At 37.3% G+C, this 15,085-nt stretch carries 13 protein-coding genes; 10 read left to right on the forward strand and 3 right to left on the reverse strand.

What is annotated here, in order from left to right; all coding sequences use genetic code 11:
- Window positions 1-28: 28 nt before the first annotated feature.
- Window positions 29-256, reverse strand: a complete 228-nt coding sequence (locus BA70_RS00990) for a hypothetical protein (protein WP_034316980.1) — start codon at window positions 254-256, stop codon at window positions 29-31.
- A 162-nt stretch (window positions 257-418) separates the two neighbouring features.
- On the opposite strand from BA70_RS00990, the gene BA70_RS00995 reads away from it, so the two are divergent.
- Both BA70_RS00995 and BA70_RS01000 read left to right on the forward strand, forming a co-directional pair.
- Entirely contained in the window at window positions 419-3,454 is a 3,036-nt protein-coding gene (locus tag BA70_RS00995) for an Eco57I restriction-modification methylase domain-containing protein (protein WP_034316983.1), read from the forward strand.
- Window positions 3,455-5,143, forward strand: a complete 1,689-nt coding sequence (locus tag BA70_RS01000; RefSeq protein WP_034316984.1) for an N-6 DNA methylase — start codon at window positions 3,455-3,457, stop codon at window positions 5,141-5,143.
- A gap of 453 nt (window positions 5,144-5,596) precedes the next feature.
- Here the strand turns inward: BA70_RS01000 and BA70_RS01005 are convergent, their stop codons facing one another.
- Window positions 5,597-6,796, reverse strand: a complete 1,200-nt coding sequence (locus BA70_RS01005; RefSeq protein WP_034316987.1) for a DUF418 domain-containing protein — start codon at window positions 6,794-6,796, stop codon at window positions 5,597-5,599.
- A 245-nt stretch (window positions 6,797-7,041) separates the two neighbouring features.
- Here BA70_RS01005 and BA70_RS01010 point away from each other — a divergent pair, with 245 nt between their 5' ends.
- The 5 genes from BA70_RS01010 to BA70_RS01030 all read left to right on the forward strand — a co-directional run bounded on the left by BA70_RS01010 (window position 7,042) and on the right by BA70_RS01030 (window position 11,007).
- A complete protein-coding gene (locus BA70_RS01010; protein WP_034316990.1) occupies window positions 7,042-7,737 on the forward strand; it encodes a response regulator transcription factor in 696 nt (231 codons plus the stop codon).
- Window positions 7,724-9,031 (forward strand): HAMP domain-containing sensor histidine kinase, encoded by a 1,308-nt coding sequence (locus BA70_RS01015; protein WP_034316993.1) that lies wholly within the window; start codon window positions 7,724-7,726, stop codon window positions 9,029-9,031. Before BA70_RS01010 ends, BA70_RS01015 begins: the two co-directional genes overlap by 14 nt.
- A 37-nt stretch (window positions 9,032-9,068) precedes the next feature.
- Window positions 9,069-9,497 carry a phosphate-starvation-inducible protein PsiE gene (gene psiE, locus BA70_RS01020; RefSeq protein WP_034316995.1) on the forward strand — a complete coding sequence of 143 codons (429 nt, stop codon included), beginning with the start codon at window positions 9,069-9,071 and terminating at the stop codon, window positions 9,495-9,497.
- A gap of 225 nt (window positions 9,498-9,722) precedes the next feature.
- Complete coding sequence (locus tag BA70_RS01025; RefSeq protein ID WP_034316998.1) at window positions 9,723-10,268, forward strand: PadR family transcriptional regulator; 546 nt, start codon at window positions 9,723-9,725, stop codon at window positions 10,266-10,268.
- On the forward strand, window positions 10,261-11,007 hold the full coding sequence (locus tag BA70_RS01030; RefSeq protein ID WP_034317000.1) for a hypothetical protein: 747 nt from the start codon (window positions 10,261-10,263) through the stop codon (window positions 11,005-11,007). Before BA70_RS01025 ends, BA70_RS01030 begins: the two co-directional genes overlap by 8 nt.
- Window positions 11,008-11,463: 456 nt before the next feature.
- Here the strand turns inward: BA70_RS01030 and BA70_RS19235 are convergent, their stop codons facing one another.
- Complete coding sequence (locus BA70_RS19235; protein WP_078061616.1) at window positions 11,464-11,763, reverse strand: LCI fold-containing protein; 300 nt, start codon at window positions 11,761-11,763, stop codon at window positions 11,464-11,466.
- A gap of 245 nt (window positions 11,764-12,008) precedes the next feature.
- On the opposite strand from BA70_RS19235, the gene BA70_RS01040 reads away from it, so the two are divergent.
- The 3 genes from BA70_RS01040 to BA70_RS01050 all read left to right on the forward strand — a co-directional run bounded on the left by BA70_RS01040 (window position 12,009) and on the right by BA70_RS01050 (window position 15,082).
- Window positions 12,009-12,962: an ABC transporter substrate-binding protein gene (locus BA70_RS01040; protein ID WP_034317005.1), complete on the forward strand. Its 954-nt coding sequence runs from the start codon at window positions 12,009-12,011 to the stop codon at window positions 12,960-12,962.
- A gap of 73 nt (window positions 12,963-13,035) precedes the next feature.
- Window positions 13,036-14,052, forward strand: coding sequence for a FecCD family ABC transporter permease (locus BA70_RS01045; protein WP_034317007.1), 1,017 nt, complete (start codon window positions 13,036-13,038; stop codon window positions 14,050-14,052).
- Window positions 14,045-15,082, forward strand: a complete 1,038-nt coding sequence (locus BA70_RS01050) for a FecCD family ABC transporter permease (RefSeq protein ID WP_034317009.1) — start codon at window positions 14,045-14,047, stop codon at window positions 15,080-15,082. Before BA70_RS01045 ends, BA70_RS01050 begins: the two co-directional genes overlap by 8 nt.
- The last annotated feature ends 3 nt before the right edge of the window (window positions 15,083-15,085 follow it).

Consider the following 15,085-nt stretch of genomic DNA (forward strand, 5'->3'; position numbering starts at 1 on the left):
TATTTTTTCGGTTACATCAACATAATTATCAGCTTAATAAGTCAGTATTTACTTTTCTTGTTCGAAGGAAATTGGCTAATACAACTACACTAGCAATTGAAATAGAGACCTCATGATGCATAAGTAGATACAAGCGAACAACCTCCAATTTTTTATCTGTTTTCTTTTCTAACAGACTTCTTATACGTTCAATTTCCTTATTGATATTTACAATATCCGTGGATGTTTCCAAGTTATCTTCTGTTAAAGTATTCATCTTCTACCTCCTACCCAATGCACTGAACTATTTTAATAATATCAAATTATGTAAAAATTTGTTTGCTAAATTTTTCGTACTATAAGTAGAGAATGTATTTTTTTCAAAAAAAATTGATGTTAAAATCATTCTATGGAGATATATTGAAATCGGGGGAAAACGATGGATAAAAAAGAAGAATTAAAAAAACTCGTTGAAAAATTTAAAAGTAATGAAAAGTATTATACCGAAGCTAAAAGCAGATATAACGAAACTGATACTAGAAATGAATTTATTGATCCTTTTTTTGAAATATTGGGTTGGGATATTCATAACAGAAGTAATGTAAGACCTAATTTAAGAGAAGTAATGCGTGAAAACTATTTGACTTCAACATCCAGACCAGACTATGCATTTACACTATCGGGAGTAAAGAAATTTTTTACCGAAGCAAAAAAACCGGCAGTTAGAATTCTTTCCGATATGGAATCAATCTTACAAGCTAGACGTTACGGATATAATGCAAAACACTTAATTACGGTCCTTACAAACTTTGAGTACCTTCTTATATACGACGCAACCGTAGAGCCGAAGGAAACAGATAATCCTTATACTGCTCTATTAATGCAACCTATACATTATAGTAAGTATGAAGAAAATTTTGACGAAATTGAAAAACTGCTTTCAAAAGAAACTGTCTATAGTGGGAGTTTTGAGAATAATCTCGAAGATTTGGTGAACCAAGGAGTACATATGCCAATTGACGAGCTATTCCTACAACAAATTAGGCAGTGGAGATTACTATTAGCAAATGAACTGTATAAAAGTCACCCCGAATATTCGCTTGCTATAATAAGTGACTTAATACAAAAATTTATTAATCAAATGATATTTTTACGCTTATGTGAAGACAGGAATTTACCAATATATCATAACCTACAAAAAACCATTGAAGATCCAAATGAAGTCCAAGAAAAGATGCTAAAAATGTTTGAAGAAGCTGATAAAAAGTACAATTCAGGTTTGTTTGATGGAGACCATATTATCATTGATCTAAATAATCAGATAATAATGGATATTGTAAACAAATTGTATCGACCTCATAGTCCATATGAATTTGCGGTGATAGAAGCGAATTTGTTAGGCGAAATATACGAATACTTTTTAACCGAAAAATTATATATAAAAGAAGATGGAACAATTGGTCTAACAAAAAAAGCGGAGAATGTAAATCGAGATGTTGTATCAACACCAACAGAAATTGTCAGATATATGGTGAATAAAACTTTAGCACCAACAATTGAAGGGAAAGCTCCACAAGAAATACTAAAAATAAAAATTGCTGATATTGCATGTGGTTCAGGTGTATTTCTTTTAGAGGTACTTGATTATTTAATTCAATATTGTACTAATTGGTATCAAGACCATGAACCGGAACATTTAATTCCTGGTGAAGATGGAGTAGGACATATACCTTTTGAAGATAAAAAAGAGATACTAACTTCTTGTATTTATGGTATTGATATAGACGCCAACGCAGTGGAAGCAGCAAAGTTTAGTCTTTTGATAAGTTTATTAGATAATGAAACTACTCCAACCCTAGAGGGATACAATGAAATTCTCCCAATGTTGGATGAAAACATACAAGCTGGAAATTCACTTATTCAAACTGATTATTTAGGAAAGATGAAAATAACTGATGAAGATAGAAACAATATTTTCCCATTTGATTGGGAATTTGCAAATGGAGTTCAAGATTTTGATGTTATTATTGGAAATCCTCCATATGTAACAACAGACGATATGATAAACATATTGCCTAAACAAGAAGTTGCAATATACAAAAATAAATATGATTCATCTTATAAGCAATTTGATAAATATTTTATATTTATTGAACGAGCTTTGGAAATGCTCAAAGAAGGTGGAGTTCTTTGTTATATCGTTCCATCTAAGTTTTCAAAAATTCCTTCCGGTGTTTGTTTGCGTAAAATTTTAACTAAGAATAGCTATGTTTCGGAATTTATTGATTTTGGGTCAACACAATTGTTTGCACACAAAAAAATATTAACATATAGCTCTATTCTAACAGCTAAGAAAGAACAACAAGAAGAGTTCGTCTTTGAAGAGGTTACTGATTTACAAGAATGGTGGGTAAACCAACAAGATCTTAGTAAACTTAAACGGGTAAAATACGCTAGTCATGTGATTAGTGATGCACCTTGGATTTTAGTTACTAATCCAAATGAAAAACTTCTTCTAGAAAATTTATATGAAAATTCTGTTAAATTAAAGGATATTACAGAAGTTTTAAATGGTATTCAAACTAGCGCAGAAGATGTGTACCCTTTTGGTTTAAAAGAAATTATTGGTGAAACAAAAACTAATTATGAAATCAAAAAAAACGGAAAGACATATCAAATAGAAAAAGGAATTGTTCGTGATTACTTTAAACCCGTAGGAAAAGAAAAAGGTAAGGGGACATATGATTATGAGATCCCAAGAATGTATTTAATATTCCCTTATGACATGGATGGGGAAATTATTGATAAAGAAACATTGGAATCTGAATTTCCCGGAACGTGGGAGTACTTAAAAGATAATTATGATCGGTTGTTACCAAAGCAGTTAAGTCCCTCTAAAAAAGGAAGGGACGTAAAACATGCTACATCAGACACTTGGTATCATTATGGTCGAAGTCAACATCTTACTAGCTTTAATAATAAAGATAAGTTAATTGTAAAGGTCATGAAAAACGAAGTTCCATTGTATAGAATGGACAAAAATGATATGCTTATTGCTTCGGGAGGAACTGCTGGTTATGTTGCAATTGCTCAAAAAGATGGTAGTCCATATGAACTTGAGTACATTCAGGCAGTACTAAGCCACCCTGCGTATCAAATCTTATCATCTATAATAGGTAGTGACTTTGAAGGTGGATTTAACGCAACAGGTACTGCTGTTCTTTATGATATGCCTGTTCGAACTATAGATTTTGAAAACAAGGTGCAAGTTAGCTTTTATAATGATATTGTTGAAGCAGCAAGGAAGATTTATCAAATTAATGATAAACTTGCTAGAAAATTAAGTAATAAAGAAAGAACTGCATTACTTCGTGAAAGAAGTGGTTTGATTAGAGAAATAACTGATAATGTAACTAAATTATACGGTATAGAAGAATTAATGCATGTTTTAATGAAGGAAACAAAGGTGATGTAAATGAAATTAAAGGCTCAAAATTCAGCGCAAAAATTACGTGGGGGCTACTACACGCCAAAAGAATTAACAGACTTTATAGTAAAATGGGCACTCCATAATGAACAAACAACTACTGTCTTTGAGCCAAGTTGTGGGGATGGAGCATTTCTCGAGTCACTCTCTGTACATCCTCGGATTTCTCAATTAAAATGTCTAGCTGTTGAACTTGATGAAGAAGAGGCTAAAAAGGCGAAAGTGAGAGTTGAAAATTGCCCTAATTTAGATGTTATTAATGCAGACTTCTACAATGTCTATGAAGAAAAAAAAGATTCCCTTTTTGGAACACAACAGCGCTTTGACGCCATTGTGGGAAATCCACCTTATATTAGGTATCAGTATTTAACCGCAGCACAGAGAGAAACTCAATCAGATATATTAGTTTCAAATGGGATGAAATCGAATAAACTTATTAATTCATGGGTTTCATTTGTAGTGGCGTGTGTGGAGTTGTTAAATGATAACGGTAAAATAGGATTAGTTATCCCAGCAGAATTATTACAAGTAGCCTATGCTGAGGATCTTAGATTATTTTTAGTCAATAATTTATCCCGAACTACTGTTATAACTTTTAAGGAACTTGTCTTTCCTGATGTACAGCAGGAAGTTGTTATTCTTCTTGGAGAGAAAGATAAGGACAAGCTCTCAACTTCTAAAAGTACTATAAGGGTTATTGAATGGCAAAATACAGATTTCCTTAATGAAGAAGAGGTTTTTCGTACACCTATAAATTATCAGAGAGCAATGCAAGACAAGGATAAATGGACAAAATATTTCTTAGAGCCAGAAGAAGCTAATCTGATTTATCAGATTCAACAAGATGAGCGTTTTGTTGCATTTTCTGATATTGCAGATGTTGATATCGGAATTACAACAGGAAATAATGAATATTTCTCAGTAAATAAAAATGTTGTTGAGGAATATGAGCTGCAAAATGTTGTACGCCCCCTTATTGGGAGAAGTTCCCATGCTAGTGGCTTATATTTTACAGAACAAGATTGGTTGGGTAATGTCAATAAAGGAACAGCAGCTCATCTTATAGATTTTCCGAATATTCCTTATGAAGAATATCTAGAAGGACATAAAGCATATATTCGACGTGGAGAAGAAGAAGAAGCACATACAGGGTATAAATGTAGTATCAGAGAGAGATGGTATCGTGTTCCATCTATATGGGTACCTGACGCATTCTTTCTTCGTAGAAATAACACTTTTCCTAAGTTTGTTCTAAACGATATCAATGCTGTTAGCACTGATACAATGCATAGAGTAAAGTTTAATGAGGGAATTAATAGAGAAAAAGTATTGTTATCTTATTATAATAGTATAACGTTTGCATTCACTGAAATTGAGGGCAGAAGTTATGGTGGAGGAGTGTTAGAAATATTGCCAGGGGAAGTTGAAAAGGTAATGCTTCCGAACCTTCAATCCTTAAATTCGGAGATTGTTGAAGATTTAATTGTAAAAATTGACCGAACGATTAGAGCTAAGAAAGATATAGAGCCTATCTTGGATGAGATAGATCAATTAGTTTTACGTGACCATTTAGGGATAGAAGAAGAAACTATTTTATCGTTTCGGATAATATGGAAAAAATTAATGAACAGAAGATTGAGCCGCAAACATAAACGAAAAGGTAAAGCAAAATTATAAGAGCCCTTTCTTTAAGTATGGTACAAAGCAGTATAGTTAGTATAGAACCCACGTTTTGATGGTGGGTTCTAAAGCTATAACATCTACCTAGATTTTTTTATAAGTTGAAAACTCTTATGCCAACTTCGAGCCAAAATCGTGCTAAGTCCGTGCCAACTTGATATTATAATTCATTTTAAACCATTTGAAGAAATGGCTTTGTATCAAAGGTTTGAGGAGTTTTTTTGCAAATCAATTCGTGCCATTTCGAGCAAAGTTAATCAAGTTCGAGATGGAAGGTTCTATTGGTTAATAAAGAACATTGAAGCACAACGCTTTTTGAAGTCATTTGATTTCGAGTGATCCGTTATGATACCACTTGTTAATCAAATGCCTTCATGGCGTTGTGTTTTTTCATAAAAGGCGAACCACTACAGTTCGCCTTTTTCTTACGCTTTTTATCTGCCATGTCAGTTATTTCACCGCAGTGACTGTATTGGTTTTCGGTTGATCATGTACCTTCCCATACGTCAGCTGACGCCAAATAAACTCCATCGGCCCATACTTAAACCGCTTTAACCAAAACGTACTGAAAAGCACAAGGAAGGCATATACTCCAATTCCAATGAAGAACGTACCAGCCGGCTGAAGATGATCGACAAGCCCCGCTCCATACTTTAGAAATAGCATGGTTCCAATGATCGAGTGAAGCAAATAACAGGTCAGGGACATCCGTCCGACTTTTGTAAAGACCATTAAAGCACCTCGCAGCTGAGGAACGTGCAGAAATAGCATCGCAAGTGAACTCATATAGAACATACTGCCAGTTAATCCGCCGTTTTGTTCAAGGGCAGAGATAGTGTCCATCCAGAGCGTATTTTCAAAAGGATTGACCGCCGTAATGATCGTACTGCCTTGTGTGATGAGAAAAGCGATTGTACAAATGATCCAAATGCGATTCCAAATCGCTTTTTTCGCCTCCATGTGTTTGAAAAACTCCATTTTTACAAAATACACACCAAGTAAAAACATGAAGAACATGGAATAGACGGTGAAAAATGAGCTGGAAGCCATCGTCACCATATCGGCCCATCGATCACCAATGGATGCTAGATAAGTCAGGCTGTTGTGGCTAGACAGCTCGAAATCAGCAAAATCCGGCTTGCCTGATGATCTCGTACTGATGGTATTGAGCAGCATTGTGAATAAAGGCGTGAGCAATTGAATCACAAAGAGAGTGATCAGCCAGTACAGGATGGTTTTGGCTGTGCGTTTGTAAAAGAAAAGCAATAAAAAGCCAGCGACTGCATAATAGGCCAAAATATCACCAATCCAAACAAAGGTGACATGCAGAAGGCCAAACCCTAAGAGAATGGTTAATCTGCGGGCAAACAGCTTGTTCGGACTGTCCACCTTCTGAGCAGCGCGGTCCATAAAAATCATAAAACCAACCCCGAATAGGAAGGAGAACAACGTAATGAATTTCCCTGAGGCGAACCAATTCACCAAGTTGTGAAAGACATCATTTGCTTCCATATCGAACCCCTTTGCCGAATCCACGATCAAAAAGTAATTGACCAGAATAATTCCCATTAAGGCGAATCCCCGTACGATGTCTAAGAAATGAACCCGATCCTTCAAACTCATCGCGTGTTCTACTTTGTTTGCATTCATATCCATGCTCCTTTTCTTGTTATGATAGATGTGATTCGGATCTGATCATTGATCCTTACAATGAATCAATATAAAGACCAATTCTTAACCATTTATGAAGAAGCAATTTTTGGGAAATAAATGTGACAAATTGATGGCAGACCTTCACTTTCATATCCTGTTAAGATTTATACCGTATTCTTTTCACGTAGCTAGATGATATATAGTAAAGACATAAAAGACACGTATCATGAGGTGAGAGAGACATGACCCATCGAATATTAGTAGTAGAGGATGATCAGGATATTGGAGACCTTTTGCAGGAATCCCTGACACGTGCAGGATATGAGGTGCTAAGAGCGATGAATGGCGAGCGAGCATTGCAACTTGTGAACGATTCGCTCGATTTGGTGATGTTGGATGTGATGATGCCAGGCATCTCAGGCATCGAGACGTGCCAGCAGATGAGAGCCTCCTCTAACGTCCCCATTCTATTTCTGACAGCCAAATCAAGTACATTCGATAAAACCGAAGGCTTACTTGCCGGCGGGGATGATTATATGACAAAACCTTTTTCAGAAGAGGAGCTTCATGCTAGAGTCATTGCACAATTACGCAGGTATACCGTCTATCAGGAAAAGAAGGAACAGGATGAGACTTTTCTTGTTGGGGGCAAGCTAAGAGTGAGTGAAGAATTTAACGAAGTATGGAAAGAAAATCAGCAAATCAAGCTGTCTGATTTAGAATATCGTATGTTGAAGCTGCTCATGAGCAGGCGAAACAAAATATTTTCTGCGCAAAATATTTATGAGAGCGTGTGGGGACAGCCATATTTCTATTGTTCCAACAATACGGTGATGGTGCATATTCGAAAGCTGCGTGCCAAAATTGAAGAGGATCCGGCTCGTCCCGTGTATATCAAAACGGAATGGGGAAGAGGCTATCGATTTGGCACATCGTAAATATATGCTGACCAAAAAGCTGGCACTGCTCATTTTGGTGGCTGCCGTTGTGAGTGGAACTGTCTTTTTGACGCTGCAAAAGATGACCGATCACCTGATCGAAGGATATTTGAGTTCGGATGAGTATTATCAGGAAGAGTCAGCCAAGTACATTCAAAAATTCAGCCGCTACGTGTCAGAGAATGAGCTGTCTTCAACTGATCTAATAGCGTTTGGTGAGTGGGTGAAAAAAGAAAATTACATTAATCTCACCATCTTCAAGGATCAAGTGCTACAATATGATTCCATTTATTCCGCTGCCGATGAATCGGCGTACGGAAAAGAAAAGGTGACCCAGTACGCTCAGCATCATTCGTATCCGGTTCAGTTCAGCGACGGTGAAGGCCGTGTTATGGTAGATGGCTTTTATTCATCTCGATATCACGATCTTGCCTTTACACTCGAACTGCTCGGGGCGACGCTTATTTTTCTCATCATTGTTCTTCTTGGCATTCGCAAAAGTTTACGCTACCTGCAAACGATTCACCAAGAAATCCATATTCTTGAAGGTGGCGAGCTGGACTATGAGATGACGGTAAAAGGGCATGATGAATTAGCCATGATTGCCAAAAGTATTGAGGATCTTCGTAAAGCTTTTCTGGACAAGCTTCAAGCCATTGACGAGCTGCAGGGAGAGAGCCGCAGCTTGGTGACCGAAATGTCACACGATATGAGAACACCGCTGACATCGCTGATGATGAACCTGGAGTTTGCAAAAAAAGCGGAGGCTGGAGCGGATACCCGCAAAGATCAATATATAGCCAATGCCTATGGAAAAGCACTGCAATTAAAAAACTTGTCGGACAATCTGTTTGCCTATTTTCTGCTTGATAAAGAGCATGAATCTGAGCTTGAGACCGTTGCAGTCAAAGAAGTGATTTATGATCTTCTATCAGATCAGGTCGGTTTGCTGCATCAGGAGAATTTCACGGTCCATATTTTAGGGGAAATGCCGGACAGCTATATCAACGTGAATATCGAGGAGCTTGGCCGAGTGTTTGATAATGTGATGTCAAACTTACGTAAATACGCAGATCCAAAAAAGGACATCAATATGACGTTTTTATCCGATCAAGAAATCTTTGAGATCCATGTGAGCAATGCGATAAAAGAGATGAATGTCACGCCGGAAAGCAATGGACTTGGTGAACGAAGTATTGCGCGAATGATGTCTCGCATGCAGGGACAGTTTGAAAGTAAAGAAAGAAACGCTACTTACTACATCGTGCTGCGTTTTTGGAACATCAAAATGTAGACGACAAATCAATATACTGGAATGGAGAGACTATCCAATGAAACGATTCAACAACTTCCAAAAGGTACCCGATCTCTTGCAAGGTCTTCTGAATATCTGTCTATTCTTTCTAGCCCTTGCTTTAAGCGTCCTCTTAATCAGTGAAACATGGTACATTGTACAATTTGTCTACAAGACATTGTTTAACAAAGGAGAAAGCTATTATGGCATGCTGGGAGAACTGCTGATCTTCTTTATGTATTTTGAGTTTATTGCCTTAATTATTAAATACTTTAAATCAAACTTTCATTTCCCGCTTCGCTATTTCATTTATATTGGCATCACAGCTGTCATCCGTTTGATTATCATCGATCATGAACAGGCTGTATCGACGTTCTGGTGGGCGCTGGCCATTCTTGCTATGACCTGTGCACTCTTTATCGCCAATAAAAGACATTCTGCTCAAGAGCATGAGGAAGTGAAGTGATGAAAGAAGACGAATGGTTACCGTTCGTCTTTTTTAGTTTGATCGAGGTGGATCACTCATCGTATTGCACACCTCTTCATTTATGAACATCGCGCTAATGCTTGCTTACAGGATTTTTTGAGAGCTCTGAAAAAGTGTTTAGCATGAAAGAAAGTTTTAATCTAATCTTGAAATAATACTCAATGTTGAGTATCGTGTAAATAGATATTGCTTAGGAGGAATCTGATGACGGACTTATATATATTAGGATTAATATCGATGAAACCGATGTCAGGGTATGATGTTGAGCAGAATTTAAAAAATACAATGGTCGATAGATGGGGAGGAATTCTAGTTGGCTCAATCTATTATGCGCTAAACAAACTAGAAAAAGGAAACTATATAAAAGTTTGTGAAACTAGGACGGTAGGGAAAAAGAGTACTAAAATTTACCAGATTACAGAAATTGGAAAAAAACGCAAGAAAGAATGTGTGATGAAATGTCTTGTGGAATCTCAAAATACTTATCCAACTCAACTTTTTGCTGGACTAATGTTTGCTGACGAAATCGAAAAACAAGAAGCTGTTAAATCATTAAATATTCAAATTGAAGCGCAAAAAAGACATTTAGCAGAAATAAAAAAGGGTGAAGAAGAAAAAGAGAAACAAATGAATCTATCTCCTTTAACAAGACTAACGTTTGATTACATTTATGAAATGGAAGAAATGAAAATGAAGTATCTTTATGAAGCTATTCATTTAATGAAGACGGGGGAGTTAACCGATGAATAAAATCGATCATATTGTTATCAATGTTGATGATAAATATCAAAAAGACAAAAAAATGATAGATATGATACAACAAAATGGTTTTCCGTATGCACCTAAAAAAGGTAAAAGAACAAAGGGCTTTAAAATAAGCAATCTTTGGATTGGAAAGGAGTATCTTGAATTAGTGAATATCACACAGAAGGATGGCGGTGGCTGGAAAAAAGATTGGACAGAGTTGTATCATCGAGGCACAAGAGGAGCCATATGCTTAATGATTGATGTATCAGATATTGATTCTTTACATCAATCGCTTTTAGACAAAGCATTTGATGTACAAACGCCAGAAAGAATCGAATATAAGTTATTTGGACTACTTAAAATTTCATCACTATGGAGAAACATGTACTTACCTTATTTTGAAAAAGAGGCCTTTCAAATTGGATTTCAGCAATTAGATAACGAAGATATTTCTGAAAAATTTCAAAAGAAAATGACTCCCAATAGTATCAGTCATAAGATAATGGGGATGACCAAAATGATAATCAATGGCAAGTGGACTGAATTAGACTACAATATGATTGAGAATACCTTTCGTAATACTCAAAAAGAAGGCAATGCATTAAAAATAAAACTTAATAATGGAAACGATATAATTTTTGTTGAAAACAATGATTTTTCCCTTCACGTAGAAATGGATAGTCAAAGTTTGCAATCTAAGTCTATAACAAAAATAGAAAATGTATATTTAGTAAACAATTAGATTCAATACATACAGATCATCATAAAAAATGATTGTTGTTCTGAAATTCATCAGCCTATGGCTTATTGTTGTGACCGCCGAGTAAAATGAACATCATTAACTGGAAAAAAGTATGTCATCATCAATGGATTTGTTCATGAAGAATTATCGTTGAATGCGGAATTAGAAATTGATGCTGAAAAATAAAATTTCTTTCTAGAAATATTGTCATTACACTGTCCCCAAAAGCATGGCTATGAAATAAATTACGTCTTCCCTATACCCGAAGCAAAAAAAGCGTTAAAACAAATTGTTGCCATTATTCAAAGCAAGACTTTCCCTTTGCGGGAGATTACTTAATAAGATTCATTGTGAATCACTTATCTAATTCTTATCTAAAAGAAACACCGATAAAAGAAACGTTGCTAAAGATCACAACATGCCCTTATCGGTGTTTTTTACTTTATGGATGATATTTTAGCCCTCGTAGTAAGCGTAGAGTCCAGAGCTTCCGTGGAAATACCATTTTACGCCATTGCTATCTGTGAAAGAGTTCGCAAAGATAGCTGTGTCCGAGTACATACATAAATAAGGCTTGTTTGATTTTCGGAATTTCCTTAAAATTTCATCAGGGCAGGAAGTGATAAAAGCACTTGTACGTGCAACGCCATCTGTTGTACTGTCTGTTGTTGAAGTAGCGCTAGCTGTTGGAACATACGAAGAAAGAAGTAACCCAAAAGAAAGAGCGACACCAGTCATTGTTTTTTTCCATTTCATTACGATCATTCCCTTTCCAAAATCTGTATTTTCTTACAACTTCATTATAGGAAAATAGAATACGATAAAAAAGAGACAAAAGTATTGTATTTTCCCATAATTTGTAATTGTGTTTTTAGGAGATCACCATCAGTTATTTTCATATTTTACATTGACACCATCTTTTTCTATGATAAAATCAAATTGTGATAATGAGAATCGTTATCAAACGATATAACTACATATAGAATGGATAGGTGAGGTACATGTTCAGAAAATCTTTTTGGTCGTTGTTAGTTGTGCTCTCCATCGTTTTACTTGCAGCTTGCGGCAGCAATAGCAGTGAAGGCAAGTCAGATAGTAAAGAGAAAACGAGAACCGTTGAAAGCGCTATCGGTTCAACTGAAATAAAAGGATCGCCTAAACGTGTGGTGACGCTGTACCAAGGAGCTACAGATGCAGCAGTCGCTATGGGTATTAAACCAGTTGGTGTTGTAGAATCATGGCTTGAAACACCTACTTATAAATATTTAAGAGATGATTTAAAGGATGTTAAAATTGTTGGGCAGGAAACACAGCCAAACTTAGAGGAAATTGAAAAGCTTAAGCCAGATTTGATCATTGCATCAAAAGTTCGTCATGAACAAATTTTTGATCAGCTCAAAGAAATCGCTCCAACTGTTGCAACAGAAACAGTGTTCACATTTAAAGATACAGTGAAACTAATGGGTGAAGCGTTAGATCAGCAAGACAAATCGAAAGAATTGCTAACGAAGTGGGATGATCGCGTCGCTGACTTCAAAGAAAAGGCGAAAAAAGACATCAAAAACTGGCCAATGAATGTGGCAGTTGTCAACTTCCGTGCAGATCATGCAAGAATCTATCAAACTGGTTTCGCAGGGTCGATTTTAACAGAGCTTGGCTTTGAAGGTCCTAAGAATATCAAAGATAAAAAACAAGATATCGTGACACTAACAGACAAAGAGAGCATTCCACAGATGAATGCAGATGTGATCTATTACTTCATGGATGATCAGGATAAGGCAGTTGAAAAAGCATATAAAGAGTGGACAAGTCATCCTTTATGGAAGCAGCTTGACGCAGTCAAAGCGAAACAAGTGCATAAAGTCGATGAAATCACTTGGAACATGGCAGGCGGTATCATTGCTGCAAATATGATGCTTGATGATATTTACGATCGTCTAGGAATTGATAAATAAGACATACCAGAGGAGAAAATGTGAAAACACCATTTTCTCCTTTTTTCCATAACAGATTGAAAGCGGGAATCAGATGAGAAGTTTATTAAAAAAGGATTCGAGTAAGGCACTGCTATTTGCTGGATTCATTGTGTTGATGTTGGTCTTTTTTATGCTCAGTATTTCCCTTGGGCAAACCTCGATTTCCCTCAAAGCCACCATCCATGCTTTTCTTCATTTTGATGAATCAGATCCAAACAGTGTCATTGTCATGACATCCAGATTATCAAGAGCTTTAATCGCAACAGTCGTTGGATCAAGTCTAGCCATTTCAGGTGCACTGATGCAGGCTTTGACGAGAAATCCGCTTGCTGCGCCTGATTTATTAGGAATTAATGCAGGGGGACTATTTTTTATCGTTATTTCGATTGTCTTCTTTTCAACAGAGTCGTTAACAGGCTATATGTGGACAGCCTTTTTAGGTGCTGCGATTGCAGGAATGCTCGTGTTTCTCTTGGGCTCCATTGGAAGAGATGGACTGACGCCGGTCAAAATCGTGCTCGCAGGTGCTGCCATATCCGCACTGTTTGCATCCTTTACTCAAGGACTTTTAATCGTGAATGAACAGTCGATTCAAAGTATCCTGTTTTGGATGGCTGGTTCCGTGTCAGGAAGAAGTATTGATATGTTGCTTCCTGTTTTGCCTTATATAGTAGGGGCAACTGTTGTCGCGCTGCTTCTTGGGCGCTCGATTAATGTCCTTTTATCAGGAGATGATATTGCCAAAGGGCTTGGTCAGCGTACGCTGCTACTGAAAATCACGATGGGGGTACTTGTCGTGTTTTTAGCAGGAGGTTCCGTCGCTGTTGCAGGCTCGATTGGATTTGTTGGTTTTCTTGTTCCGCATATTGTGAAAAAGCTTGTCGGACCTGACCACCGCTGGGTACTGCCGTATTGTGCCGTCGTGGGGGCGTCGCTTTTACTTGTCGCAGATCTTGCGGCTCGTTTTCTGATTATGCCGCAGGAAGTGCCGATTGGTGTCATGACGGCGGTAGCAGGAGCGCCTCTATTTGTTTATCTCGTGCGCAGGGGGTTGAAGACAGGTGGCTAAAACATATACAGTGCGATCAAAGGGTGGACGCATTTCATTTCAATTTTCAAAGCGGACTTTTTTCATTTTACTTTTATTGACGGCCATTGCCTTTGGTTTATTTATTCTCAGTCTCTGTATGGGCAGCAGGTTCATTCAGCCGATGGATGTGCTGCTTCATTTAATCGGTCAAGGAGAGGGAAATCATTTTGTATTAAATACACTGCGAATCCCAAGAACGCTGCTTGCTGTCTTAGTTGGGGCCGCGCTTGCTGTATCAGGGCTTATATTACAAGGGTTAATTCGAAACCCGCTTGCATCGCCTGATATTATTGGAATTACGAGTGGTGCTTCGTTTGGTGCGATTATGTTCATCGTCTTTTGGATGGGCACCGTGCCAATTGCTTATCAGTCATTATGGGCAATTGCAGGTGCTTTTGTGGTATCGTGTTTGATCTATTTGCTTTCATGGAAAAAAGGGGTCAAACCTATCACGCTTGTCCTGATGGGAATCGGTATTTCCGCCATTATGAAGGCGTGTGTGACGTTTACGCTTGTTCTCAGTGATACGATGACAACGACAAAGTCATACATATGGCTGACGGGCAGTTTATATGGTTCTACGATGAAGGACGTCACCGCGATGCTTCCTTGGGTGATGATCATTTTACCGATCGTCATGGTGTTAGCAAGAACGATGAATGTGAAGGAGCTTGGAGATGACCTTGCAACAGGTCTTGGGGTAAAAGTACAGGCAAAGCGGTTATTCTTTCTGCTGATGAGTGTGACATTAGCTGGTATTGCGGTGGCATTTGCAGGCGGCATTGAATTTGTCGGACTCATGGCACCGCATGTCGCAAGGATGATCATCGGCCGTTCTTTCATTGCGCTTGTCCCAGCCTCTGCGCTTGTTGGGAGTATTCTAGTGATGCTGGCAGATCTTGTTGCTAGAACCGCGTTTCTACCGTTAGATATACCAGCAGGTGTATTTACGGCGGCAATTGGTGCACCGTTCTTTATTTATTTGTTATATCAACAGCGAAATCGATAAACG

The organism is Bacillus zhangzhouensis (assembly GCF_000715205.1).
Classification (GTDB): Bacteria; Bacillota; Bacilli; order Bacillales; family Bacillaceae; genus Bacillus; species Bacillus zhangzhouensis.

What these genes read in the sequence shown, in the direction of transcription:
- psiE (WP_034316995.1), top strand. Translation starts at nt 9,069, where the DNA reads ATGAAACGATTCAACAACTTCCAAAAGGTACCCGATCTCTTGCAAGGT.
- BA70_RS00995 (WP_034316983.1), top strand. Translation starts at nt 419, where the DNA reads ATGGATAAAAAAGAAGAATTAAAAAAACTCGTTGAAAAATTTAAAAGT.
- BA70_RS01005 (WP_034316987.1), bottom strand. Translation starts at nt 6,796, where the DNA reads ATGAATGCAAACAAAGTAGAACACGCGATGAGTTTGAAGGATCGGGTT.
- BA70_RS01030 (WP_034317000.1), top strand. Translation starts at nt 10,261, where the DNA reads ATGAATAAAATCGATCATATTGTTATCAATGTTGATGATAAATATCAA.
- BA70_RS01040 (WP_034317005.1), top strand. Translation starts at nt 12,009, where the DNA reads ATGTTCAGAAAATCTTTTTGGTCGTTGTTAGTTGTGCTCTCCATCGTT.
- BA70_RS01025 (WP_034316998.1), top strand. Translation starts at nt 9,723, where the DNA reads ATGACGGACTTATATATATTAGGATTAATATCGATGAAACCGATGTCA.
- BA70_RS01010 (WP_034316990.1), top strand. Translation starts at nt 7,042, where the DNA reads ATGACCCATCGAATATTAGTAGTAGAGGATGATCAGGATATTGGAGAC.
- BA70_RS19235 (WP_078061616.1), bottom strand. Translation starts at nt 11,763, where the DNA reads ATGAAATGGAAAAAAACAATGACTGGTGTCGCTCTTTCTTTTGGGTTA.
- BA70_RS00990 (WP_034316980.1), bottom strand. Translation starts at nt 256, where the DNA reads ATGAATACTTTAACAGAAGATAACTTGGAAACATCCACGGATATTGTA.
- BA70_RS01045 (WP_034317007.1), top strand. Translation starts at nt 13,036, where the DNA reads ATGAGAAGTTTATTAAAAAAGGATTCGAGTAAGGCACTGCTATTTGCT.
- BA70_RS01000 (WP_034316984.1), top strand. Translation starts at nt 3,455, where the DNA reads ATGAAATTAAAGGCTCAAAATTCAGCGCAAAAATTACGTGGGGGCTAC.